Below are 21,325 nucleotides of genomic sequence, written 5' to 3'. Positions count from 1 at the left end.
GTCAAATCGCCCGTTGATGGCGTTCGCGCAGCTCTTCACGTTCTTTGGCTTCAATACACAGAGTGGCGGTGGGTCGCAGCAGCAGGCGCTTGAGACCAATCGGCTCACCGGTTTCGCGACACCAGCCGTACTCACCGCGGGCCAGGTGTTCGAGGGCTTCGTCAATCTTGTCCAGGAGCTTCTTTTCCCGCTCCAGCAGGCGCAGTTGCCACTGGCGCTGTTCTTCGGCGCTACCGATGTCAGCGGGATCGCTGTGGGGTTCCTGCTCGCGTAACGCGTCGAACTCGCCGGCAATGCGTTCCTGCAGCTCGCCACGCTGAGCCAGCAACAGCTCGCGAAAGAAGCCTTGCTGGGCGTCGTTCATGTAATCGGCGGCGGGTTGAGCGAGGAGTTCTTGCTTAGTCATGGCGATGGATCATCAGAGCGGGTGTATTTTTATGTTATAATATAACAATACAAACAAGTCACTCCCTCTTGCGCGTCCATTGTTATAATATAACATGCCAAATCAACTCCCACGATGGACCTGCTCATGAATGCGCTGACTCTGCCGGATATCGCCGCGCAGGCTTCACGCCAAGCCCTGCCACTCGATTGGGTGGGCATGTGCGGCATTGCTCTTCCGGTTTTATTCGATGGCCAGCGACTGAGCGCAAAGGTCGACGCTGGCGTTAGCCTTGACGATGGAGAGGTGCGCGGCATCCATATGTCGCGGCTGTATCTAGCGTTGGAAATGCTTGAGCAGGAAAACCTTTCGCCTGCCTTATTGCGGCGAGTCTTGCAGAATTTTCTCGAAACCCATGAAGGGCTTTCCCACAACGCTTACCTGAAAATTCACACCGAACTATTGCTCAAAAGACCTGCGCTCGTCAGTCCACTGGCCGGCTGGAAAACTTATCCGGTGAGCATCGAAGCCAGTTTGAAAAACGCGATGTTCCACGTGGAACTAAAAATCGACGTTGCTTATTCCTCAACCTGCCCGTGCTCAGCAGCGCTTTCGCGGCAGTTGATTCAGCAACAATTCGTGGATGACTTCGCCAACAAATCACTGCAACACGCCGATGTTCTGGCTTGGCTCGGCTCTACGAAAGGTATCGTTGCGACGCCGCATAGCCAACGCAGCAATGCGCAATTGCAACTGCGTCTGGACGGTCGTTTGGATGAGCTGCCGCTGATCGACGCGATCAATGATGCGGAAGCAGCCCTCGGCACAGCGGTGCAAACCGCCGTGAAGCGCGCCGACGAACAAGCTTTCGCCCTCGCCAACGGCCAGAATCTGATGTTCTGCGAAGACGCCGCTCGACGCTTGAACCTGACCCTGAAACGTTCCGCCGGAATCAACGCCTTTCACGTGCGAGTCGTTCACGCCGAAAGTCTTCATGCCCACGATGCTGTCGCTGAAAGTCGCTGGAATTGGGAGGCCGCATGATCCAATGCCAAGCCTTGCGCTGGGGCGCTCCCGGTCAACCGCTCACGCCATCGGTGGATTTCCAGTTAGCCAAAGGCAGTTTGACCGCGGTCATCGGTGCCAATGGATCGGGTAAAACCAGCCTGCTGAAAGTCATCGCCGGTCTGCAAAAGCCACTGGCAGGAAAAGTCATCATTGATGTTCCACGCAAAGGCGGCCTTTCGTTTCTGCCTCAGCAACAACACCTGGACCGGCAGTTCCCCATCAGCCTGCAAGAGTTGGTGGCCGCAGGGTTCTGGGGTAGCAAACAAGCTGCGGAGACTCGTCGCCAACGTCTCAAGTCTGCACTGCAAGACTGGTGTTTGAGCGGCCTGGAACATCGCCCATTGATGGCCCTCTCCGGAGGCGAATTGCAGCGAGCTCTGCTCGCCCGGTTGAGTCTTGCCGAAGCCCCTTTGTTGTTGCTCGACGAACCCCACGCCGCACTCGATGAACTTGGACAGGCGCTACTGTGGAAACACATCCACGCCTGGCATGCCGAAGGCCGAACCCTGGTCGTGGTGTGTCATGACCTGGCCGCCGTGCGCCAATACATCCCACAAGCCCTATTGATCAAAAGCAGCGGCTGCGTGCTAGGCCTCAGTACCGATCTGATTCGCCAACAACCTCAGACGCTGGTGGCTTGATGATCGCTGCCGCTCAGCTCTGGCAACCGTTCCACGAATTCGTATTCATGCGCCGTGCGTTGCTCGGTGCTCTCGTTCTGGCGTGCAGCACGGCACCGCTTGGGGTGTTTCTGATCCTGCGGCGCATGAGCCTGATCGGCGACGCGGTGGCTCACGGCATCTTGCCCGGCGCCGCATTGGGCTTCTGGTTCGCCGGGTTGAGTCTGCCCGCACTGACCATCGGCGGCCTCGGTGCCGGCTTGAGCATGGCCGGACTGGCCGCCTGGATCACCCGCCGCACCGGCCTGCGGGAAGACGCGAGCCTGGCCGCGATCTATCCGATTTCGCTGGCCAGCGGCGTGCTGATCCTCGGCATCGCCGGCAAGCGACTGGACCTGTTGCACCTGCTATTTGGCTCGGCGCTGGCAGTCGACGGGCCGACTTTGACCGGCATGATTTGGGTCTCGGGCTTCAGCCTGATCGTCATGGCCCTCATCTACAAACCCTTGTTGCTGGACACCCTCGACCCGCTATTTCTGCAAACCGTCAGCCGCCTCGGGCCACTGGCTCATGGGGTATTTCTGACGCTGGTGGTGCTGAACCTGGTGATCGGTTTCCAGGCTATCGGTGCCCTGATGGTGGTCGGTTTGATGATGCTGCCAGCCGCGGCTTCTCGCTTCTGGAGTCGTCGCTTGCCAGTACTGATGATCATCGCCGCGCTGCTCGGCTGCCTCTCGGTCTGGCTCGGCTTGTTGCTGTCGTTTTACTACTCGCTGCCCAGCGGCCCGGCGATCGTGCTGACGGCTGGCGGTTTGTATTTGCTGTCCGTGGTCTTCGGTCCGGTGCACGGTTTGCTGCGCCGCCCGCCTTTGCTCACATCCCAATGAGGTGTTGCCCGATGCGCGCTTTACTCGTGCTGTTCAGTCTGATGCTGTCGATGTCGTTGTCTGCCGCGGAAAAACTCCAGGTCGTCACCAGCTTCAGCATCCTCGCCGACATGACCCATCAAATCGGCGGCGACCATATCCAGATCACCAACATGGTCGGGCCGGACGCCGATGCCCATACCTATGAACCGACCCCGGACGATGCCAAGGCGCTGCTCAAGGCCAGGCTGATCATCAAAAACGGGTTAGGTTTCGAGCCATGGCTGGATCGTCTGCTGACCAGCACCGAGGCCAAAGCTACGGTCATCAGTGCCAGCCACGGTGTCATTCCACGCTCGCTGGAAGAAGATGGCGAAACCATTCCCGATCCACACGCTTGGCACAACCTGGCAAACAGCGAGCTGTACATCAGCAACATCACCAAAGCGCTGATCGCCGCCGACCCTGCCAACAAAGCCGACTACGAACACAACAGCCAGGCCTACCTGAAAAAGATCTATGCCTTGCTCGCCGAGGCCAAAGCCAAGCTCGGTTCGCTGCCGCCGGGTAATCGCAAAATCGTGACCTCCCATGACGCCTTCGGCTATCTCGGTCAGGCGTACGGCATCGACTTCATGGCGCCACAAGGTCTGTCCACCGAACGTGAACCGTCGGCGGCCGAAGTCGCTGCGCTGATCACCCAGATCCGTCAGGCCCAGGTCAAAGCGGTGTTCATGGAAAACATCAAGAACGCACGCCTGCTCAAGCAAATCGCTGATGAAAGCGGCGCGCGTATCGGCGGCACGCTTTACTCTGACGCTCTTGCGGCGACGGGCCCGGCCAGCACCTTCGCCGGGTTGTTCGAATACAACCTCAACACCCTGTACAACGCGATGAGCAAGCCATGATCCGCAAGAATCCTTCCGGCGATCTGCCGTCGATTGCTGAGTCCGCGTATGTGGATAAAACCGCCATCATCTGCGGCAAAGTGGTGATCGGCGAGAACGTATTCGTCGGCCCGTACGCGGTGATTCGCGCCGATGAAGTGGATGACTCGGGCGAAATGGAAGCGATCACCATCGGCGCCAATTCGAATATCCAGGACGGTGTGGTGATTCACTCCAAGTCTGGCGCGGCGGTGACCATCGGCGAGTTCAGCTCTATCGCCCACCGCTCCATCGTGCACGGTCCCTGCACCGTCGGTAACCGCGTGTTCATCGGATTCAACAGCGTGCTGTTCAACTGCGCGGTGGGCGACGGTTGCGTGGTGCGGCATAACTCAGTGGTCGACGGTCGTGACTTGCCCGAGGACTTCTACGTGCCCTCCACCACGCGCATCGGGCCCAATACTGACCTGTCGCAATTCCCACCGGTGAGCGTCAGCGCCTCGGAGTTTTCCGAGGATGTGGCGCGCACCAACGTCGATCTGGTGCGCGGCTACAAAGCCCTGCAGAACGAATTCTGACCATGAGCAGCGTGTCGTGACTGGCTGGTAAGTCATGGTCGCATCATCAAGATGCGACCGCAGTATTGAAGGTGAAACGAACGCCGTGGCAATCCGGTTGCACGTTTTGCATTTGACCACAGGCAGGGTTTAGCCCTACGGTTTATGCCTAGCACGCGTTATCGAAAACATTCGAGAACACGATCATGATCCATATCACCCTGCCCGATGGTTCATTGCGTGAGTACGATCAGCCACTGTCTGTATATGAAGTCGCTGCGAGCATCAGTTTCGGGTTGGCCAACGCGGCGGTGGCCGGTCGGGTCGACGGCGTGTTGGTCGATTGTGGATTCCTGATCAAGGGCGATGCCCGGGTAAGCATCGTCACGCCTCAAGAGCCCGATGGCCTGGAAATCCTTCGCCGTTCCTGCGCGCTGATGTTGGCCATGGCCGTCAAACAGCTTTATCCGCACGCGCAATTGCGCACAGGCTCGTCGCTGGGTGACGGTTTCTTTTATGAGTTTGCTTTACGGCATTCTTTAACGCTGGCCGAGTTGCCTCTGATTGAAACGCGCATGCGTGCATTGGCGGCAACCAACCATTCGATCCGCCGGGAAACGGCTTCCCGGGCAACGCCAACTGGACGGTTATCGCTGTATCGCTTGGGCGATTTTGAAAGTTTTGCCGCAGGCCCGCATGTACCCACCACCAAGGTATTACAGGCCTTCGCGCTGGATCATATTGGCGGCACCTCTGAGCAACGGATCTACGGCACGTGCTGGTCCAGCCAACAGGAACTGGACACCTGGCGAGCGCCGTCGCAGGTAATGGTCGTGAACATTGATGAACGTCAGAGTGCTTATGCGCACTCGGTGACCGAGACACTGCGCCGCCGCGGATTGCGCGCCAACTCGGACCTGCGTAACGAGAAAATCAGCCACAAGATTCGCCAGCACAGCCAGAAAGTGCCGTATCTGTTGGTAGTGGGCGAGAAGGAAAAGCAAGGCGGGTTTGTCAGTATGCGCAGCGGCAGCGGAGAAGACTTCGGAGAGAAAGGGATTGAGGCGGTATGTGAATTGTTGAATCCGCTCCGGACTTGAGGTGCCCGAGCGGACGCCTTCGCGGGCAAGCCTCGCTCCTACAGCATCTGGGTCGTTCGCACGATCGACATTGATACCCCGTAGGAGCGAGGCTTGCCCGCGAAGCTTTTAGGCCCGAGGTTTAACGGTCCCGCAATCCTGGCCCAACCACACAGCACGAGTATCGAGGCTGCCCTTCTGCTGAATGCCGGTGGCGTTGAAGGTGCCGTTGACCTTGGTGGTGAACTCGCGATCGCTGAGGAATGTGGCGACACCCGCGCCTTGCGCTTTCGGACAGCTGAAGCGGAATTTCCACTGGTTACCGGTACGCTCGGTGATTTCCTGCTTGCAGCCCGACTGTGGGTCCGTCAGCGGAATGTCGTTGGTCTTCACTTGCTCAGGCGTGAGGCACGCACGAATTCCTTTACCACCCATGGTGATGCCCTGTTTCTCCAGCTGCGCACGCTGTTCAGGGGTCATCTGACTCTGTATCTGACCGAGGATCAGTTGCAGGTCGGGCAGATTCTGATCATCGACCTTCATGTTGCTTGAAGTCATTTCCCACAAGCCTGGCTGCAACATCTGCGCCTGAGCAGCCACAGAGAATGTCAAACCAAACGCTATGGCCAAACCCAGCAGACGAACGTTCATCGAGTAACTCCTGATCATTAGTGGCCGTTAGACGTCAGCCACGGACTTCGGTTCATGGGCCAATTAAATAGCGACATTCTGCCCGGAACATGGTCTTTTAAGCATTGAATCTTCAGGAGCAAGGCTGCCCCATGGATTATTTCGGACCGCATGTGTTCGGTTATCTGATCGCTCTGTTGCACGCGCTGGGCTCGATTGCCGCCATTCATGCCGTATTGACCGTTCGGACCGCCCAAGGCTCGATCGCCTGGGCTCTGTCACTGCTGTTCATTCCCTACCTCACGCTTATTCCTTACCTGGTCTTCGGCCGTAGCACCTTCGATGGCTACATCAAGGCCCGACGGCAAGCCAACGAGGAAATGCGCAAGGCCATCTCCGAACTGAACTGGCGCCCTTGGGTAGAAGAGGCACTGGCTGCTCGTGCCTCCAGCGCCTACGCGTCGTTGAGAGCCATGCCCAAACTGGGACACATGCCGTGTCTGGCGAACAACGAAGTGCGCTTGCTGATCGACGGCCAAGCCACCTTCGATGCAATTTTCGATGCCATCAGCAATGCCCGGCAAGCGGTGCTGATCCAGTTCTTCATCATTCACGATGACCGCCTCGGCCAACGCCTGCACACCTTGCTGACGAAAAAAGCGGCCGAAGGCGTGGCCATTTACCTGCTCTACGACCGCATCGGCAGCCACTCATTGCCCCACGGTTATGTGCAACCGTTGCGCGACGCCGGTATCGAGGTCAAAGCCTTCGCCACCCGCAGTGGCTGGCTCAACCGCTTTCAGGTCAATTTCCGCAACCACCGCAAGATCGTCGTGGTCGACGGGATTGTCGGTTTTGTCGGTGGGCTTAATATCGGCGACGAATACATGGGGGAGAAACCGCCCCTGGCGCCATGGCGTGACACCCACGTACAAGTACGCGGGCCGGTAGTGGCCTGCATGCAGGAGTCCTTCGCCGAAGACTGGTTCTGGGCGGCCCGTTCGCTTCCACCCTTGATCCTGCCGCAGGTCTATCCCGATGACGGTGTGCTCTGCCAATTACTGGCCACCGGCCCTGCGGATTCCTGCGAAACCTGTTCGCTATTCTTCGTCGAAGCCATCCATGCGGCGACGGAACGGGTGTGGATCACCACCCCTTATTTCATCCCTGACGAAGCGGTGTTCGCCGCGTTACGACTGGCGGTATTGCGTGGTGTGGATGTACGGATTTTGTTGCCGTCGCGGGCGGATCACCGGATCGTCTATGCCGCATCCAGCCTTTACGCTTTCGAAGCAGTACGTGCGGGCGTGCGCTTGTACCGTTACCAACCGGGGTTCATGCATCAGAAAGTGGTGCTGATCGACAGCGAAATCAGCGCCATTGGCAGCGCCAACATGGACAACCGTTCGTTCCGGCTGAATTTCGAAGTGATGTTGCTGACGGTCGACAGCGTATTTGCCACCAAAGTGGAACACATGCTCAATGATGACTTCGCCCAGGCTCACGAAATCGCCAAAGAAGAAAGCCGGCAGACCCACCGCCTGCAACAGATCGGCATGCGGGTCGCCCGGCTTATTTCACCGATTCTTTAAGGGTTGTATATGTCGTCGCGGGTCCAGGGCAGTTCATGGCTGCCATCGGGATGGGTTTTCACCGCGAGAATTTGATGCAGGTTGATCCAGCCTCGGGCAAAGGCATAGGCGCACCCTGCCAGGTACAACCGCCAGATCCGTAAAGCCTGTTCCGGCACCAGTTTGCTGGCGGCGTCCAGATTGTCTTCCAGGCGTTCGCTCCAGTGGTCCAGGGTTCGCGCGTAATGCAGGCGCAGGCTCTCGACATCGACGATTTCCAGCCCCGCTTCGCTGATCTCGGCGGAGATCATCGCCAGGTGCGGCAGCTCGCCATTGGGGAATACGTACTTCTCAATGAACTCGCCGGCGCCGCGCCCAACCGGCCGGCCGTCGGTGTGCTTGGCGGTGATCCCGTGATTCATCACCAGACCGCCCTCCTTCACTGCACTGAACAAGATTTTGCAGTACTCGGCCAAATTGGCGTGGCCGACGTGTTCGAACATGCCAACGCTGACCACCTTGTCAAAGCGAGCGTCCTGCGGCAGATCGCGGTAATCGAGCAGTTGCAGTTCGATCTGATCCTCCAGGCCTTCGGCTTTCACCCGTTCGCGGGCCAGTGCCAATTGCTCTTTACTCAGCGTGATTCCGAATACTTTCGCGCCGAACTCCCGAGCCGCATAGCGCGCCAACCCGCCCCAGCCGCAACCGACATCCAGCAGATATTCGCCTGGCTGCAAGCGCAACTTGCGGCACAGGTGGCGAAACTTGGCTTGCTGGGCTTGTTCGAGGGTTTCACTGCCGGTCTCGAAATAGGCGCAGGAATACGCCATGTCGCTGTCGAGCCACAATTGATAAAACGCGTTGGAAAGGTCGTAGTGGTAGGAGATGGCCTGGGCGTCGGTTTCCTTGTCATGGACGGTGCGCACAGGCTGATTGCCTTCCTCACCGTTCAACAACGCCTGGCTCCATTCATCGCAGACACGAATCACGTCGCTGATGGAGCCTTCCAGCTCCAGCTTGCCCTCGACGAACGCCGCCCCCAACGCATCGAGGCTGGGATGGGTGAACTGGGTAACCATGTGGGGGTCCTTGACCACAATGGTGACGCTGGGCGCCGGCCCCAGATTGAATTCATGACCATCCCAGAGTCGCAAGCGAAGCGGTAATTGCAGATTCTGTAAGGCCGGTGGAAGTTGCGCGAGCATGAAAAGTCCCCCTTGTTTCAGACGCCAAATCTGAGGGTAGACCATCCCTGAAAAATAGCAGGCTATCGATTAATAGCCCACTTTCTGATCCCGGTGTTGCCATCAACGGTGAAACCCAGCCAACGGTCGGCTCCTTGTGAGTGACCGCCTTACCCTAGATGACTACAAATCCGGCACACAGTTCTGAAAAGTTGTAGACACTTACACCTCATCCTTAAGTTTGAGTAGGGGTTCCTGAAAGCGTAGCAAACGCCCGGCATTCCCGAGCACCAATAACGTGCTCAAGTTGTGCAGCAGCGCGGCAATCATCGCCCCTGCCGCGCCGAGCCAGCCAAATGCGGCAAACGCGACGATGGCCAGGGTCCAGCCCAACCCGATGATCACGTTGACCTGCAAGGTCTGGCGGCATTGGCGACTCAAGCGCACACAGGTTCCGAGCCGGCGCAGATCGCTGCCGATCAGCACGATATCGGCCGAGGCCAGCGCGATGTCCGCGCCGCCCGCGCCCATGGCCACGCCGACCACACCGGCCTTGAGCGCCAGGGAATCGTTGATACCGTCGCCCACCACCATTGGCCGGAACCCGCTGCCGATTTCTTTCATTACGCGGTTGAGCTTGTCTTCGGGCAAGGCCTGGGCTTCGACATCACTGATGCCCACATCGCGGGCCAGCGTATGCGCAACGCTTTGCCGATCCCCGGTGAGCAACAGCTGACGACCCAAACCCAATTCACGCAACTCGCTCAGGGCAAACCGCGCCTCGGGTTTTACACTGTCGGCGAGCAACAGCCAGGCGAGAAATTCACCGTTGAGTGCCAGCCCGGCAATCGGGCCGTCGTGTTCGGGCACAGCGGATGTGGCGATGCCCAGTTGCGCGAACAGCTCCGGACGGCCGAGGGCCGCTTCGCCCTGCTCAGTCATCGCCACGACACCCAGCCCCTGACGCTCGTGAATGTCAGAGAGCAGCAGAAAGTGTTCCTGGGTGACTAACCCGGCCAAGGCGCGGCTGACCGGGTGACTGCTGGCGGAACCGAGGCTGGCGGCAAGTTTCAGCACGTAGCTGCGATCCTCCAGCGGACTGTCGATGGATTGCAGGCGCAAGGTGCCAAACGTCAGGGTTCCGGTCTTGTCGACCACCAACGAGGTCAGGTCAGCCAACTCTTCGAGGAACGCCGAGCTGCGAATCAGAATGCCGTGCCGAGCCGCCACCGCCACTCCGGCAATGGCCGTGGCCGGTGCCGACAACACCAGCGCGCAAGGGCACGCCGCGACCAACACTGCGAGCATCGCTTGCGCATCGTTGGTCACGAACCAGGTCACGGCAGCCAGCAGCAACACCAACACCATGTAGCTGCCGGCGTAGCGTTCGAGCAAACGGGTGATCGGCGGCTTGGAGCGTTCAGCGCTTTGCATCAGCGCAATGACTTTACCCAGGGTCGATTCGTTACCGGTGCGGGTCACTTCAATGCGCAGCAGGCCATCGAGGTTGATCGCCCCACCGAACACCGGCATGCCTACGACAGTTTCTATCGGCACTGACTCACCGGTGATCGAAGCGGTGTCCAGGCTTGCCTGACCCGACAATACCCGGCCATCCGCCGGCACTCGATCACCGGCACGCACCTCCACCAGATCGCCAGCCTTGAGCGTGCCGTTGTCGACTTCAACAACGCTGCCATCAGCCTGAATTTTACGTGCATGGCTGCGAGTCAGTTTGCCCAGAGCATGAATCGCTTCCTGGGAACCGATCACGCTGCGCTCTTCCAGTACGTGGCCGAAGATCATGATGATCGGCAATAGCGCAGCGGTCAGCAGATCGCCCGTGGCCCAGGCGCCGAGCATGGCCAGGGCGATCAGTTGATCGGTAATCCCGTGCAGGCTCGGATAACGCAGGCTGAACCACGCCGAGCGCATGACCGGCACGGCCACCAGCAACGAAGCGAAACCCAGCAGCAATTGGCTCACCCCGGTCTGCTGTGGTAACAACCAGCGCCAGATCAGCCCCAGCGCAAGCAAGCCCAATGCAAGCATGGCCAGGGTCAACTGGCGCGCGGCGCTACGTTGTTCAGCCGAAGACAACATGCTCGGTGCGGCGGCGGTTTGGGCGGTCATTGCGCAGCTCCCTGAATGATCAGGCGGGAATCGTCTTTGGGATCGACCGTGGTCACCGAGCCGGCCTGGCCGAGAATCTTCGGCATCCGCTCACGGTAAATCCGCAGCAGCATTTGCGGGTCGGTGCCTTGCTGCTGCGCCTTGGCCAAACTCAGCACTGTGGCGGTGTCGGCGGAGGCTTTGGCCAGGCGTTCGCTGGCTTGGGCGTGAGCCACTTGCAGCGTGCGGTCGGCTTGTTCGTTGGCGGACTGAGTCAACTTCTCGGCTTCGGTGCGCGCGTTGGCCACGGCTTTGTCGGCTTGCTGGCTGGCGGTTAACACTGCGTTGAACGCATTCACCGCCGGCCCGGGAAGACTCGATTGCACATCGACCCGCTCCACTTCAATGCCCAACCCCTGCCCGGTCGCCGTCAATTCGGCCAAGCGTTGATTGATGCCCCGCACCAGATCGCCACGTAGACGTTCGCGGCGCTCAGCGGCCTGATTGTCGGCGCCGATCAGTTCCGGTCGAGCCACCAGAATGGTGTCCAGGTCGCGCGCGGCAGTAAGCGCCACGGCACTGCGCGTCACCAGCCGATCCAGCGCCGGCAGCACATGTTCACCCTGAAGAACGAAGGCATAGGGTTCGGTGACCTTGTAGAACACCCGCACATCCAGTTGTACCACGCCCGCATCACCGGTCAGCAGATAACCGGAGCCGGCAAGCGCATCGCTGATGGGTGTGGCGAAACTCGCGACTCGATCGGCCTGCAATGCGGCATCCGTGCGCAGCAGACTTTCCACCCGACGCTCGATCACCCGGTCCGCTGCCGGCAACAAGATGACCTGCTCGAACGGGCGCGGCCATGCCAATAGCAAACCGGCATTTTGAAGGCGATCCAGTGCGCCGAAGTGCAGCACCACAGCACGATTTTGCGGGTCGATCTGCCGCACATTGGAAAATGCCCATGCCAACGCAGCCAGCACGGTCACGGCGTACAGCGCCAGAAAAGCCAAGCGCCCGGCCTGAATCCACGGGCTGCTCAACTCATGTGTTCCACGTGGAACTTTTAAATTCATGGCTGCGACCCGGACTTGTTATCGAGAGTCGGCGGTCCCTCAACCAACACCCGAAATGGCGCAGCATCGGTACGCAAAATCAGTTTGGTGCCCGGCGTGACGATGGTGCCCAAGGTGTCGAGAGAGCGCAGCACGTTATAGAGCTGCGGCGAACCGGCGTAGGCACGGCCGTAAATCTGCGCGGCTTCGACGCGGGATTGGGCTTCGATGTCCGCGGCTTTCACTGTTGCATCAGCTTGTACGATTCGCGCGTCACGCTCGGCCGCGGAGCGAATCTGCGCCGCTTCACGCTTGCCGATGGCCGTGCGTTCAATGGCGATGGTTTCACGCTCGGCACGCATACGATCGACAGTCGCAGTGAGCGTCACCGATGGCAAGGTCAAACGCTCGATGCCGACTTGCAGCACGCGCACGCCATAGGTGGTGAGTAACTGCTGATCGATCTGCTGACGCAGTTGCGCTTCAAAATCGGCGATGCGCACTTGATTGGCATCGGTGTTCACCAGGTTGGCCAGATCAAAACTGCTGGCGGTGGTTTCCAACGCGGAGCCGACAAAAGTGCGTATCTGCCGCGCCGCTTCGTCCGGCTGGTTCTGCACGGCGCGCATAAAGCGTTGCACGTTGTCTGGATCACCCGGCACCTGCCAGGCCACGTAGGCTTGCACGATGATGCGCAGACCATCGCGCGTGCCCACATCCTGCAAACCGCTGGAGGTGGTGCGCAGCCGCAGATCCACCGGAATCGCCGCCTCGAACGGTGCCGGCCAGCGCCAGCCAAGTCCCGGCTCCAGCAACACCCGCGATGGATTGCCGAAGCGAGTGATAACCGTGGCCTCTCCCGAACGCACCTGCACCAGGCTCGCCGCCGCAATGGCAAACGCCACCAGCAGCGCCGCCCAACCCATTCGCCGCCACGGGAACGGGCCCGCTTCGTGTGGATCGCCGTGGTGATGATGGTGATGGCCGTGGTGATGTCCGCCATGGCCGTGATCGTGGTCAGCGTGGTCATCGTGACCGCGATTGTGTGTAGGCGTCGGCTGGTTCAATGGGCGGCTCCTGGCTGAGCGGAATTACGCGGCGGCCCAGGCTCAGCCGGCAGCGTGAAGGTACGTAGGTCGATGGTCGGCGCATTGCTGGTGCCGCCCAGGCGATGATCAAGAACCAGTAGCCTGGCGTTGGCCAAACCTTGGGTCAGCTGGCTGAGGTATTGCTCCAGCACGAAGGCCTGGCCGGCGCTGGAAAAAGCCTTTCGCTCGGCGGCAAATTTCAACTCGGCGGCCTGAGCGGTCGCACTGATTTCATGAGCACTGGCCGTGGCGCGATCGTGAGCGATGCTGGCTTGCAGTTGCGCCTGGTGGGTCGCTTCGGCCGCAGCTCCGCGCTCACGGGAAATCGATGCCTGAGCGGCAATCTGCGCCGCTTGCACACCGTGATAAGCATTGGCCGCACCCGCTGGCGGGTGGATGGCCTCAATTACCGTGGCAAGAATTTCCACGCCGCTGTCGAGTTTTTGCAGGTCAGCCTGCACGGCGCGGCCGATCTCTTCAGCGAGCCCTACCCTGTCCTCGCCGAGCAAACCATCGAGGGTTCGCGAGGCGAAATCGTGCACCAGAATCCGGCTGGCGGTGCTGCGGATCAACGTTGGCACATCGGCGCTGTTGTACGTCGCGGCTAATGCCGCCTGATTGCTCAAGCCGATTCGATAGACGAAGCGCACGTCCATGTTGACGATCTGGAAGCTCTGTTTGTCGTCGCGGCTGCTGGCGATGACCTGGGATTTGTCGTTCACATGACTGGCGTCCCACAAGCGATTGGCAATCGCCGGTGCCGGGCCTTCGGCAGGTTCGGCCGTGACCGGCGCCGACGTGTCGCCCACGCTGGTGGCCAACTCGTGAACCACGCCGTACTCGACGCTCAGCACCCGGCCCAGCGGCCACGGCAAACCGGCGTGCAAACCAGGGCCGAACACCTCCACCGGTTTGCCGAAACGCTCATAGATACCGCGCCCTTGCAGGGGAATTTCGTGAATACCGGTGAGCGACCAACCGACGATAGCCACCACTGCCAGCACCGGCAAAAATGCCCGGCGCATGTAGGTGAAGGCCCAGATTTGTCGCAGGTCGATACCAAAGCGATTGTGCAATTCGTGCTGCAATACGAGCAAAGGCTGCGGCGGCCAGCGCAGCATGTCAGCGACGAAGCTTCGCGCCAGCAAGGCCGGCTCCAGCTGTTCACGACGAGGGCTGAACAGCGACAACAGGGCCCGCAGCAGCAACTCGACGGCGACCAACCCCGGCAGCAAGCCGATCAGCACTGCCAGACGCACCGGCCAGACCGATGTTTCATTGCCGAACAACACACACAGTGCGCTGAGCACCAGGCAAATAATCGCGACCCGTGTCAGTTGCGCCAACGGCCCTGCTTCGGGCCACTGGGCGACGTTTTCCTGTGCCAGTTGCCGCTCCAGCACCAGCAAACCGAAAGCCAGCAGCAACGACAGCGTGGCGCCGACACTGGCCGACATCCCCAACGCGGCGGGCGGCAAGGTCAGATTCCAGACGTGCCCGATACTGTACAACGTCAATAACGCCCAGCCCGCTAACCATAGCGTTGGCGCACCGATCTGCCCCAGCAAGCGCAACCACCGTTGGCTGATGCGGTCCAGCCACCGCTCGTACCAGCCTTCAGCGCCAACGACCTCCTCAGCGACAACCACCGGCACCGACAATGCAGGGTCCATCGCCCGTGCGCGCCACTGCGTTACCCACCAGGCCGATTGCAGGCCGGCGACCAGCACCAGCAAACCGGCGCTCTGATTGACCAGCAACGCCGGCCAAAGCGACTGCGGCGCAAACAGCCCGACAAAAAACGCCAGCACCAGCCCCGCGCCAGCCAAGGCCGCCAAACCGATCGCGAATGGCCGCAATCGACGTCCTTGAACCACCGCCTGCTGAAAGCGCGGCAGCGCTGCTATTTGTGCCTCATCGTCATCGAGATCGACTTGCATACCACCCCAGCCTTCGCTTGCATCACATTTCGTTACGATATAACGAAAGTAGTGAAATATTCGTCGTAAATCGCTTCATCTAAAAGCGCCGGACCTGAAGCCTTGACCGAAATGGCTCGAAACGCACATATTACGCTCGTAATTTTTATCCAAGGCTACGTTTATCGACCCTGTCCCCTTCACCAGGAGTACCACCATGAGCACCTATGACGTTGTGATTCTGGGCGCAGGCCCCGGCGGCTATAACGCAGCGATCCGCGCTGGCCAGCTGGGTCTTAAAGCAGCCTGCGTGGAAGGACGCGCCACTCTGGGCGGAACGTGCCTGAATGTCGGCTGCATGCCGTCCAAGGCGCTGCTGCATGCCTCAGAACTCTACGACGCGGCCATGGGAGCGGAATTCGCCAACCTGGGGATTGAGGTCAAACCTGTCCTCAACCTGGCTCAAATGATGAAACAGAAAGATGAAAGCGTTACCGGGCTGACCAAAGGCATCGAGTTTCTGTTTCGCAAAAACAAAGTCGACTGGATCAAGGGCTGGGGCCGCATCGACGGGCCGGGCAAAGTCACGGTGACCGACAACCAGGGCACCAAGACCGAACTGAGTGCCAAAGACATCATTATCGCCACCGGTTCCGAACCCACTCCCCTGCCCGGCGTGGACATCGACAACAAACGCATTCTCGACTCCACCGGCGCATTGTCGCTGGCTGAAGTACCGAAGCATTTGGTGGTGATCGGTGCCGGGGTGATCGGCCTGGAGTTGGGCTCGGTATGGCGGCGCCTGGGTGCTCAGGTGACGGTGGTCGAATTTCTCGATCGGATCTGCCCCGGCGTGGATGGCGAAGCGGGCAAGAGCCTTCAACGCTCGTTGAGCAAGCAAGGCATCCGCTTCAAGTTGAGCTCGAAAGTCACCAGTGCCACGACGTCGGCGAGCGGTGTTCAGCTCAGCGTCGAACCGGCCGCGGGTGGCACCGCCGAGTTGCTTGAAGCCGATTATGTGTTGGTAGCCATTGGTCGGCGCCCTTATACCCAAGGCCTGGGGCTGGAAAACGTCGGCCTCGCCACGGACAAGCGCGGCATGCTCGCCAATAAGGGCCACCGCACCGAGGCCGCTGGCATCTGGGTGGTCGGTGATGTCACGTCGGGGCCGATGCTCGCCCACAAGGCCGAAGACGAAGCCATGGCCTGCATCGAGCAAATCGTCGGCAAGGCCGGCGAGGTCAATTACGACCTGATCCCCAGCGTGATCTACACCAAACCGGAGTTGGCCAGCGTCGGCAAGACCGAAGAACAACTGAAGGCCGAAGGTCGCGCTTATAAGGTTGGCAAGTTTCCCTTCACGGCCAACAGCCGGGCGAAGATCAATCACGAAACCGAAGGCTTCGCCAAAGTATTGGCCGATGAGCGCACCGACGAAGTCCTCGGTGTGCACCTTGTGGGCCCCAGCGTGAGTGAATTGATTGGCGAATATTGCGTGGCGATGGAGTTCAGCGCCTCGGCCGAAGACATCGCCCTGACTTGTCACCCACACCCGACTCGCTCCGAAGCCTTGCGCCAGGCGGCAATGGATGTGGAGGGGATGGCGACGCAGATGTAAGCCCGGAGACTGAACTACCGCTATCGCGAGCAGGCTCGCTTCCACATTTGATCTGTGGCGTTCACACAGCCAATGGGGGGGAGCGAGCCGGCTCGCGATGCAGTCAACGCGGTCTAAAGCGGCAAATGCTCCAACGGCAATGCCCCCGGGGTCTTTACCGTGTGAATCGCAAAGTTGCTGCGGATATCGCTCACACCCGGCAGTTTCAACAGGCGGCCGGTGAGGAAACGGTCATAGGCGCGCAAATCGGGCACCACCACTTGCAACAGAAAATCGGACTCCCCTGATACCAGGAACGCCGAAATCACCTCAGGCAATGCCGTCACGGCCAGGCGAAAAGCTTCAGCTTGTTCATCATTGTGGCGTTCGACTTTGACCCCGACAAACACTGTCAGCCCAAGGCCCACTTCATCTCGATCCAGATTGGCCTGATAACCGCGAATCACGCCCGCCTCTTCCAGCATCCGTACCCGACGCAAACAGGGCGAGGCAGACAAACCGATTTCGTCAGCCAATTGCACGTTGCTCAGGCGACCGTCCCGTTGCAACGCGGCGAGAATCTTGCGGTCGTAGGCGTCCAGTTTCATGGTTTGGCAGATCCCGATGGTTCGATCATCACAAAGTGGCAGGTTATGCCAAATATCGGGTCTTTAGAAGCTGACTACGCAACCACCTGCCCTGCCCCTCGGACTTAGACTGATCTCCACCAGATCGACAACCAATGGGGTGCAACATGGCAGGACTCTGGCTGTTTTTCATGGCGCTGGCGGTGGTGTACCTGTTGCCGGGCCCGGACATGATCCTGCTGTTGCAGACCGGCGCGCGTCAGGGCAAAGGCGCGGCGCTGGCCACGGCGTTGGGGCTCGGTGTGGCACGTGGTTGTCATGTGGCCTTGGCGGCGTTGGGTTTGGCGGCGCTGTTCAAGACGGCGCCCTGGACCTTCGACGTGGTGCGCCTGGCTGGGGCTGCGTACCTGCTGTGGATCGGCATTCAGTGCCTGCGCACCACGATGTTGCCGAGCTTGAATGGTACAAACGCAACTACCGAAAAACCGCATTGGCGCGAGGCCGTCCAGCGCGGTTTGCTGACCAACCTGCTCAACCCCAAGGCGCTATTGTTCTGCTCGGTGCTGTTGCCGCAGTTCATTGATCCGCATGCCGGGCCGGTGCTCACGCAATTTGCGACGCTGGGCGTAATGCTGGTCGGTGTCGGGTTACTGTTCGACAGCGCCTACGCGTTGGTCGGCGCCGCGCTGGGCCGCTGGCTGCAACGCAGTCCATCAGCCCAGCGGGTGCAGCAATGGTTGTTCGGCAGCTTGCTGATCGGCTTCGCGGTGCGGCTGACCTTTGTGCAGCAGGGATGATTACTGCCGCGCCTTGCGCTGGCGTCGATTGATCAGCACCAGCGCTACCGCTGTAAACGCTACAACACTCCCCACTTGCAGCCATTTTTTGTAAGGCCGTAGTGCCGAACGGATGGGAGCCACAGCCTGGGTTATGTAACGTTTATCTGCATTCTGAAAATCCGGGGTAAGACATTGTTCGCCGAAGGAGATTGCCCAATCCACATAAGGGCCTTCTTTGATGTAGCGTTGATAGAAGGCTCTTGCTTCTTCGCGACTGGTGTTCCAACCCGCCGCCTCACACAGCACGGCTGCAAAGGCTTGGCTAGTGTGGGGCAAATTGTCGGCTGCACGACTGGCTAAAGCTGTGGCGACATAACGATAGTGATAGCGCTGATCCGGCTTGGCGGCGCTGGATTGCTGGCGTTGGACTTCCTCTTCAGCCATGAGAGGTCCGACCTTGAGTTCGCTGCTCTCGAGGCGGTAATTGCCACCAAACGTCGCGTAATCCGGGGACATCTCATAGCCCAACAACTCCATTCCATCGTAGCGGGCCAGTGTCGCGGCATAGTAATAAGCGAATGCCCGTTTGGTCGGCCACCACTTTGATTCGGCGTCGTTGCGCAACTCCCCATACCACTTGGCTTTGGCCTGCAAAACAGCATGATCGAAATACCCTGGCGCTTCGTCATAACGCCCTTCACGCAACAACCGCCGCCCCAGCAGATTTCGCAGGCTGGCGGCAACCGGCAACGGCACATAATTGTCGCGATCCTGCTGACTGAGCGGTGGCGGTGCGGGCACCTGAGTGTCGACGTAATGCTTGAGTTCATCGAGGGTCAGCACCCGCTCGGCAACCGTGGCCGCGTCGTACCAGTAAATGCGTTGGCTGCGATAGAGCTGATCAAAGGCTTGCAGATAATCCCCGCGTTGCAGAGCCAGGATCGCGCTTTCGCCCTCGACCCGGCACTTGGGCTGCACTGTTTCGTAATCCCAGTCCGGGGTCCGTCGTTCACCCCAGGACTCGTTCTGCGGGAAGGCTTGGGCTGCCTTGGCGTAAGCCGCAGCGGCAGCGCCTTTGTCGCCATCACGCAACGCCAGTTTCGCCCGCAGCCACCATGCAAGGCCGCCATCACCGGCCTGTTCGAGAAAGGCTTTGGCACTGGCGTAATCGCCCTGTTGATAGCTCATCGCCGCCAGGCGATCCGCGTTATCCAGGCTGCCGCGGGTGCTGTTTTGCAACAGCTTGATCAGTTTTTGTTCGTTCGGCGGTTGATCACCGAATGACCAGCCCAGTCGACTGATCAACGACGCCGTCACCAGTTGCTGCACCGCTTTGCCCTTGAGCAATACCGTCAGTCGGTCATCGGGCATTGCCATCAGATCGGCCATCAACCATTTCAACGAGCTGTAGCCCACCGCCGAACCGTGGAGGTTCTGCGTGGCGTAGAGTTCGATGGCGCTGTCCCAGTCGCCAGCGGTGCGGGCCACTCGCGCTTCTTCGCCGAGGCTCGCAACACCCAGTTCCAAGGGGTCGCTGAAGCCGTCGATGCTCAGCTGACGAGTTCGTTCGAAGGCTTTTCGGGATTGAGCCAACAGGTCGGGCCCCGCGCCCGCCCGTGAACTCATGGCAAACAGTGCCCGCCCCAACGAGTAAGCCGCCCAGGTACTGCGCAACGCACGTTGATCCGCCGGCAGCGCCAGCACTTTCTGAAAATATTCAGCGGCCAAACCATGGTCACCCGCGTTGAACGCCACCGCGCCCGCCAGGTACAACCTGTGCTCGGCCGGCAGGCTCGCGCCTTGCTCTTCAACCTGACGGGCATCGGTCAGGCTGCGCAGTTGTTGCACCAGTGCTTGCTGCTCAGGCGTCAAACCAGCCTGTTCGGCGGTGTTGCGCTGACCCGCGTAATCCGGCCCATCGCCGTAACCGTCCCCCGGAATGTTGGTGGCAGCCGTGACATTTTTCAGTCCAGCGATGGCATGCCCGAGGCGACTGATCTCAACGTTGAAGTTGCCTTCCGGCAGTTCCGCCAGCGACTGGCCACGGTTGTCCAGCAGGCGCATGGGGAAGTCCGGCCCGCAGGCCAACGCTGAACCCAACGGCAGGCTGAGGCTCAGGCAAAGCACATGGCGGGGCCAGTTACGGGTGAACATTCGAACCTCCTTGATCAATAGTTGCGCAGCGTGCCCAGCCGATGGCGCGCTGCCCGCCGGCCGGTATTCGACCCTCGCGCAGGCGGGTGAAGGTAAGCAGATCCAGACGTTGTTGCAACGCATAACCGGCCAATGCATCGGCGCCGTCGCAGCCCTGCACCGCCAATGTCAGGCGTTCGGGCCAGGCGCTATCGAGGTTGCCGTGGTTGCTGACGCTGATGTCGTAGAGACCGTCCTGCGCCAAGAGCTTCAATCTCATGACGCTGTCGAGCTTATCGCCACGCGCCACGGCGATAAGCGTCGTCAAGCTCCAGGCCCTGCGATCATTGGCCAGCGGCAGGCGAAACCAGATCAGCCCGGCCAGATGATCCGGTGGATCGGCGCGCAACTCGGCGCCGAGTTTGCTCAGTTGCAGCGGATCCGCCAGTAATTCCCGGCGTTCGCCGCCCCGCTCGATGGGCACTTCACTTTCCACGACCGGCGCGCCACCGTCCCCCGGCAACAACGCCACGCCATAAGCCGGCAATGCCAGATAAAACGGTTTCGAGGTGATACGGCTCCAGGCTTTGGCCCATTGCCGTGCCTGATTGGGGTCGAACAGCCCACGCCGTGGATCGCTCACCGCGTGCACCTGCAAAACGCTGCTGTCGACAGTTGCCAGCAACGCCGGCAATTCAGGGCTGTCGAGCCAGGCCGGCAACGCGGTGATGCTCAACGGCAAGGAAGCGGGCAGAACGGTGCGTAAATGCGTAAGGAATTCGCGATAGGCCGGTAGCCGGGCATTGCCCGCATCGTGATCGATTTCCACGCCGGAGAGGATCAGCCCCTGCCCTTGCCAATCGCTGAGCACTTGCTGGATTTGTGCGGTGACCTGCTCTTGATCCAGGCCCGGGAGCTGGCCATCCAGACGAATCACCGCAATCAGCGGTCGGCCATCACGCTTGAGCAGCACCGGATCGATCCGTGCCCGGCTCCAGCCAGCCTGCGCAAACGCCTGCAAGGCCAGCACGCGCAAGGTCGAGAAATCGGCGCGGCTGTCGCGCAGCGCGGCGTCATGGGCCGGCGTCCATTGGCGTTGCCAGACGTAGAGTTGCTGATCGAGCGGCGGCGCGCTCTGTTGCTCGCAACCGTTGAGCAACAGCAATGCGGCAAGCAAGGCCGACAGACGAGCGAGAAAATACATG

Annotated in this window: 19 protein-coding genes; 9 read left to right on the top strand and 10 right to left on the bottom strand. The window is 60.1% G+C overall.

What is annotated here, in order from left to right; translation table 11 throughout:
- Window position 1: 1 nt before the first annotated feature.
- On the bottom strand, window positions 2-406 hold the full coding sequence (dksA, locus tag FHW68_RS12520) for an RNA polymerase-binding protein DksA (RefSeq protein ID WP_183680616.1): 405 nt from the start codon (window positions 404-406) through the stop codon (window positions 2-4).
- Window positions 407-532: 126 nt separating this feature from the next.
- Here dksA and folE2 point away from each other — a divergent pair, with 126 nt between their 5' ends.
- From folE2 to FHW68_RS12490, 6 genes are all read left to right on the top strand, one after another.
- Window positions 533-1,429 (top strand): GTP cyclohydrolase FolE2, encoded by an 897-nt coding sequence (gene folE2 / locus FHW68_RS12515; RefSeq protein ID WP_183680615.1) that lies wholly within the window; start codon window positions 533-535, stop codon window positions 1,427-1,429.
- Window positions 1,426-2,094: a metal ABC transporter ATP-binding protein gene (locus tag FHW68_RS12510; protein ID WP_183680613.1), complete on the top strand. Its 669-nt coding sequence runs from the start codon at window positions 1,426-1,428 to the stop codon at window positions 2,092-2,094. Before folE2 ends, FHW68_RS12510 begins: the two co-directional genes overlap by 4 nt.
- Window positions 2,094-2,960: a metal ABC transporter permease gene (locus FHW68_RS12505; protein WP_183680611.1), complete on the top strand. Its 867-nt coding sequence runs from the start codon at window positions 2,094-2,096 to the stop codon at window positions 2,958-2,960. Before FHW68_RS12510 ends, FHW68_RS12505 begins: the two co-directional genes overlap by 1 nt.
- A gap of 11 nt (window positions 2,961-2,971) precedes the next feature.
- On the top strand, window positions 2,972-3,847 hold the full coding sequence (locus FHW68_RS12500; protein ID WP_183680610.1) for a metal ABC transporter substrate-binding protein: 876 nt from the start codon (window positions 2,972-2,974) through the stop codon (window positions 3,845-3,847).
- The gene (locus tag FHW68_RS12495) at window positions 3,844-4,404 is read left to right on the top strand and encodes a DapH/DapD/GlmU-related protein (protein ID WP_095632813.1); all 561 of its coding nucleotides are present in this window, start codon (window positions 3,844-3,846) and stop codon (window positions 4,402-4,404) included. The genes FHW68_RS12500 and FHW68_RS12495 overlap by 4 nt, the downstream gene beginning before the upstream one ends.
- 185 nt (window positions 4,405-4,589) lie before the next feature.
- Window positions 4,590-5,483 carry a His/Gly/Thr/Pro-type tRNA ligase C-terminal domain-containing protein gene (locus FHW68_RS12490; protein WP_095632812.1) on the top strand — a complete coding sequence of 298 codons (894 nt, stop codon included), beginning with the start codon at window positions 4,590-4,592 and terminating at the stop codon, window positions 5,481-5,483.
- Between the two features lie 108 nt (window positions 5,484-5,591).
- Here FHW68_RS12490 and FHW68_RS12485 read toward each other — a convergent pair whose 3' ends face one another.
- Complete coding sequence (locus FHW68_RS12485) at window positions 5,592-6,113, bottom strand: DUF3617 domain-containing protein (protein WP_095632811.1); 522 nt, start codon at window positions 6,111-6,113, stop codon at window positions 5,592-5,594.
- Between the two features lie 131 nt (window positions 6,114-6,244).
- Between FHW68_RS12485 and cls the strand changes: the two genes are divergently transcribed.
- Window positions 6,245-7,684, top strand: a complete 1,440-nt coding sequence (cls, locus tag FHW68_RS12475; protein ID WP_183680608.1) for a cardiolipin synthase — start codon at window positions 6,245-6,247, stop codon at window positions 7,682-7,684.
- Here the strand turns inward: cls and cfaB are convergent.
- The 5 genes from cfaB to hflK (FHW68_RS12450) all read right to left on the bottom strand — a co-directional run bounded on the left by cfaB (window position 7,681) and on the right by hflK (FHW68_RS12450) (window position 15,045).
- On the bottom strand, window positions 7,681-8,868 hold the full coding sequence (gene cfaB, locus FHW68_RS12470) for a C17 cyclopropane fatty acid synthase CfaB (RefSeq protein ID WP_183680606.1): 1,188 nt from the start codon (window positions 8,866-8,868) through the stop codon (window positions 7,681-7,683). The genes cls and cfaB overlap by 4 nt on opposite strands.
- A 201-nt stretch (window positions 8,869-9,069) precedes the next feature.
- Window positions 9,070-10,980 carry a heavy metal translocating P-type ATPase gene (locus FHW68_RS12465; protein ID WP_095632808.1) on the bottom strand — a complete coding sequence of 637 codons (1,911 nt, stop codon included), beginning with the start codon at window positions 10,978-10,980 and terminating at the stop codon, window positions 9,070-9,072.
- A complete protein-coding gene (gene hflK, locus FHW68_RS12460) occupies window positions 10,977-12,038 on the bottom strand; it encodes a protease modulator HflK (RefSeq protein WP_183680604.1) in 1,062 nt (353 codons plus the stop codon). Before hflK (FHW68_RS12460) ends, FHW68_RS12465 begins: the two co-directional genes overlap by 4 nt.
- Window positions 12,035-13,084 carry a protease modulator HflC gene (gene hflC, locus FHW68_RS12455; protein ID WP_183680602.1) on the bottom strand — a complete coding sequence of 350 codons (1,050 nt, stop codon included), beginning with the start codon at window positions 13,082-13,084 and terminating at the stop codon, window positions 12,035-12,037. Before hflC ends, hflK (FHW68_RS12460) begins: the two co-directional genes overlap by 4 nt.
- A complete protein-coding gene (gene hflK / locus FHW68_RS12450; protein WP_183680600.1) occupies window positions 13,081-15,045 on the bottom strand; it encodes a protease modulator HflK in 1,965 nt (654 codons plus the stop codon). Before hflK (FHW68_RS12450) ends, hflC begins: the two co-directional genes overlap by 4 nt.
- Before the next feature lie 196 nt (window positions 15,046-15,241).
- On the opposite strand from hflK (FHW68_RS12450), the gene lpdA reads away from it, so the two are divergent.
- Window positions 15,242-16,642 carry a dihydrolipoyl dehydrogenase gene (gene lpdA / locus FHW68_RS12445; RefSeq protein WP_095632804.1) on the top strand — a complete coding sequence of 467 codons (1,401 nt, stop codon included), beginning with the start codon at window positions 15,242-15,244 and terminating at the stop codon, window positions 16,640-16,642.
- Window positions 16,643-16,755: 113 nt separating this feature from the next.
- Here lpdA and FHW68_RS12440 read toward each other — a convergent pair whose 3' ends face one another.
- Window positions 16,756-17,229 (bottom strand): Lrp/AsnC family transcriptional regulator, encoded by a 474-nt coding sequence (locus FHW68_RS12440; RefSeq protein WP_038980472.1) that lies wholly within the window; start codon window positions 17,227-17,229, stop codon window positions 16,756-16,758.
- A gap of 146 nt (window positions 17,230-17,375) precedes the next feature.
- Between FHW68_RS12440 and FHW68_RS12435 the strand changes: the two genes are divergently transcribed.
- Window positions 17,376-18,005, top strand: a complete 630-nt coding sequence (locus tag FHW68_RS12435) for a LysE family translocator (protein WP_183680598.1) — start codon at window positions 17,376-17,378, stop codon at window positions 18,003-18,005.
- On the opposite strand, the gene FHW68_RS12430 is transcribed toward FHW68_RS12435, so the two are convergent.
- Window positions 18,006-20,141, bottom strand: a complete 2,136-nt coding sequence (locus tag FHW68_RS12430) for a hypothetical protein (protein ID WP_183680596.1) — start codon at window positions 20,139-20,141, stop codon at window positions 18,006-18,008.
- Window positions 20,128-21,324: a DUF3142 domain-containing protein gene (locus FHW68_RS12425; RefSeq protein WP_183680594.1), complete on the bottom strand. Its 1,197-nt coding sequence runs from the start codon at window positions 21,322-21,324 to the stop codon at window positions 20,128-20,130. The genes FHW68_RS12430 and FHW68_RS12425 overlap by 14 nt, the downstream gene beginning before the upstream one ends.
- Between the last annotated feature and the right edge of the window lies 1 nt (window position 21,325).

The organism is Pseudomonas sp. Tn43, from assembly GCF_014192635.1.
GTDB lineage: Bacteria > Pseudomonadota > Gammaproteobacteria > Pseudomonadales > Pseudomonadaceae > Aquipseudomonas.
The sequence above is the reverse complement of the archived record's forward strand: the minus strand, read 5'-3'. Positions and strand labels throughout refer to the sequence as shown.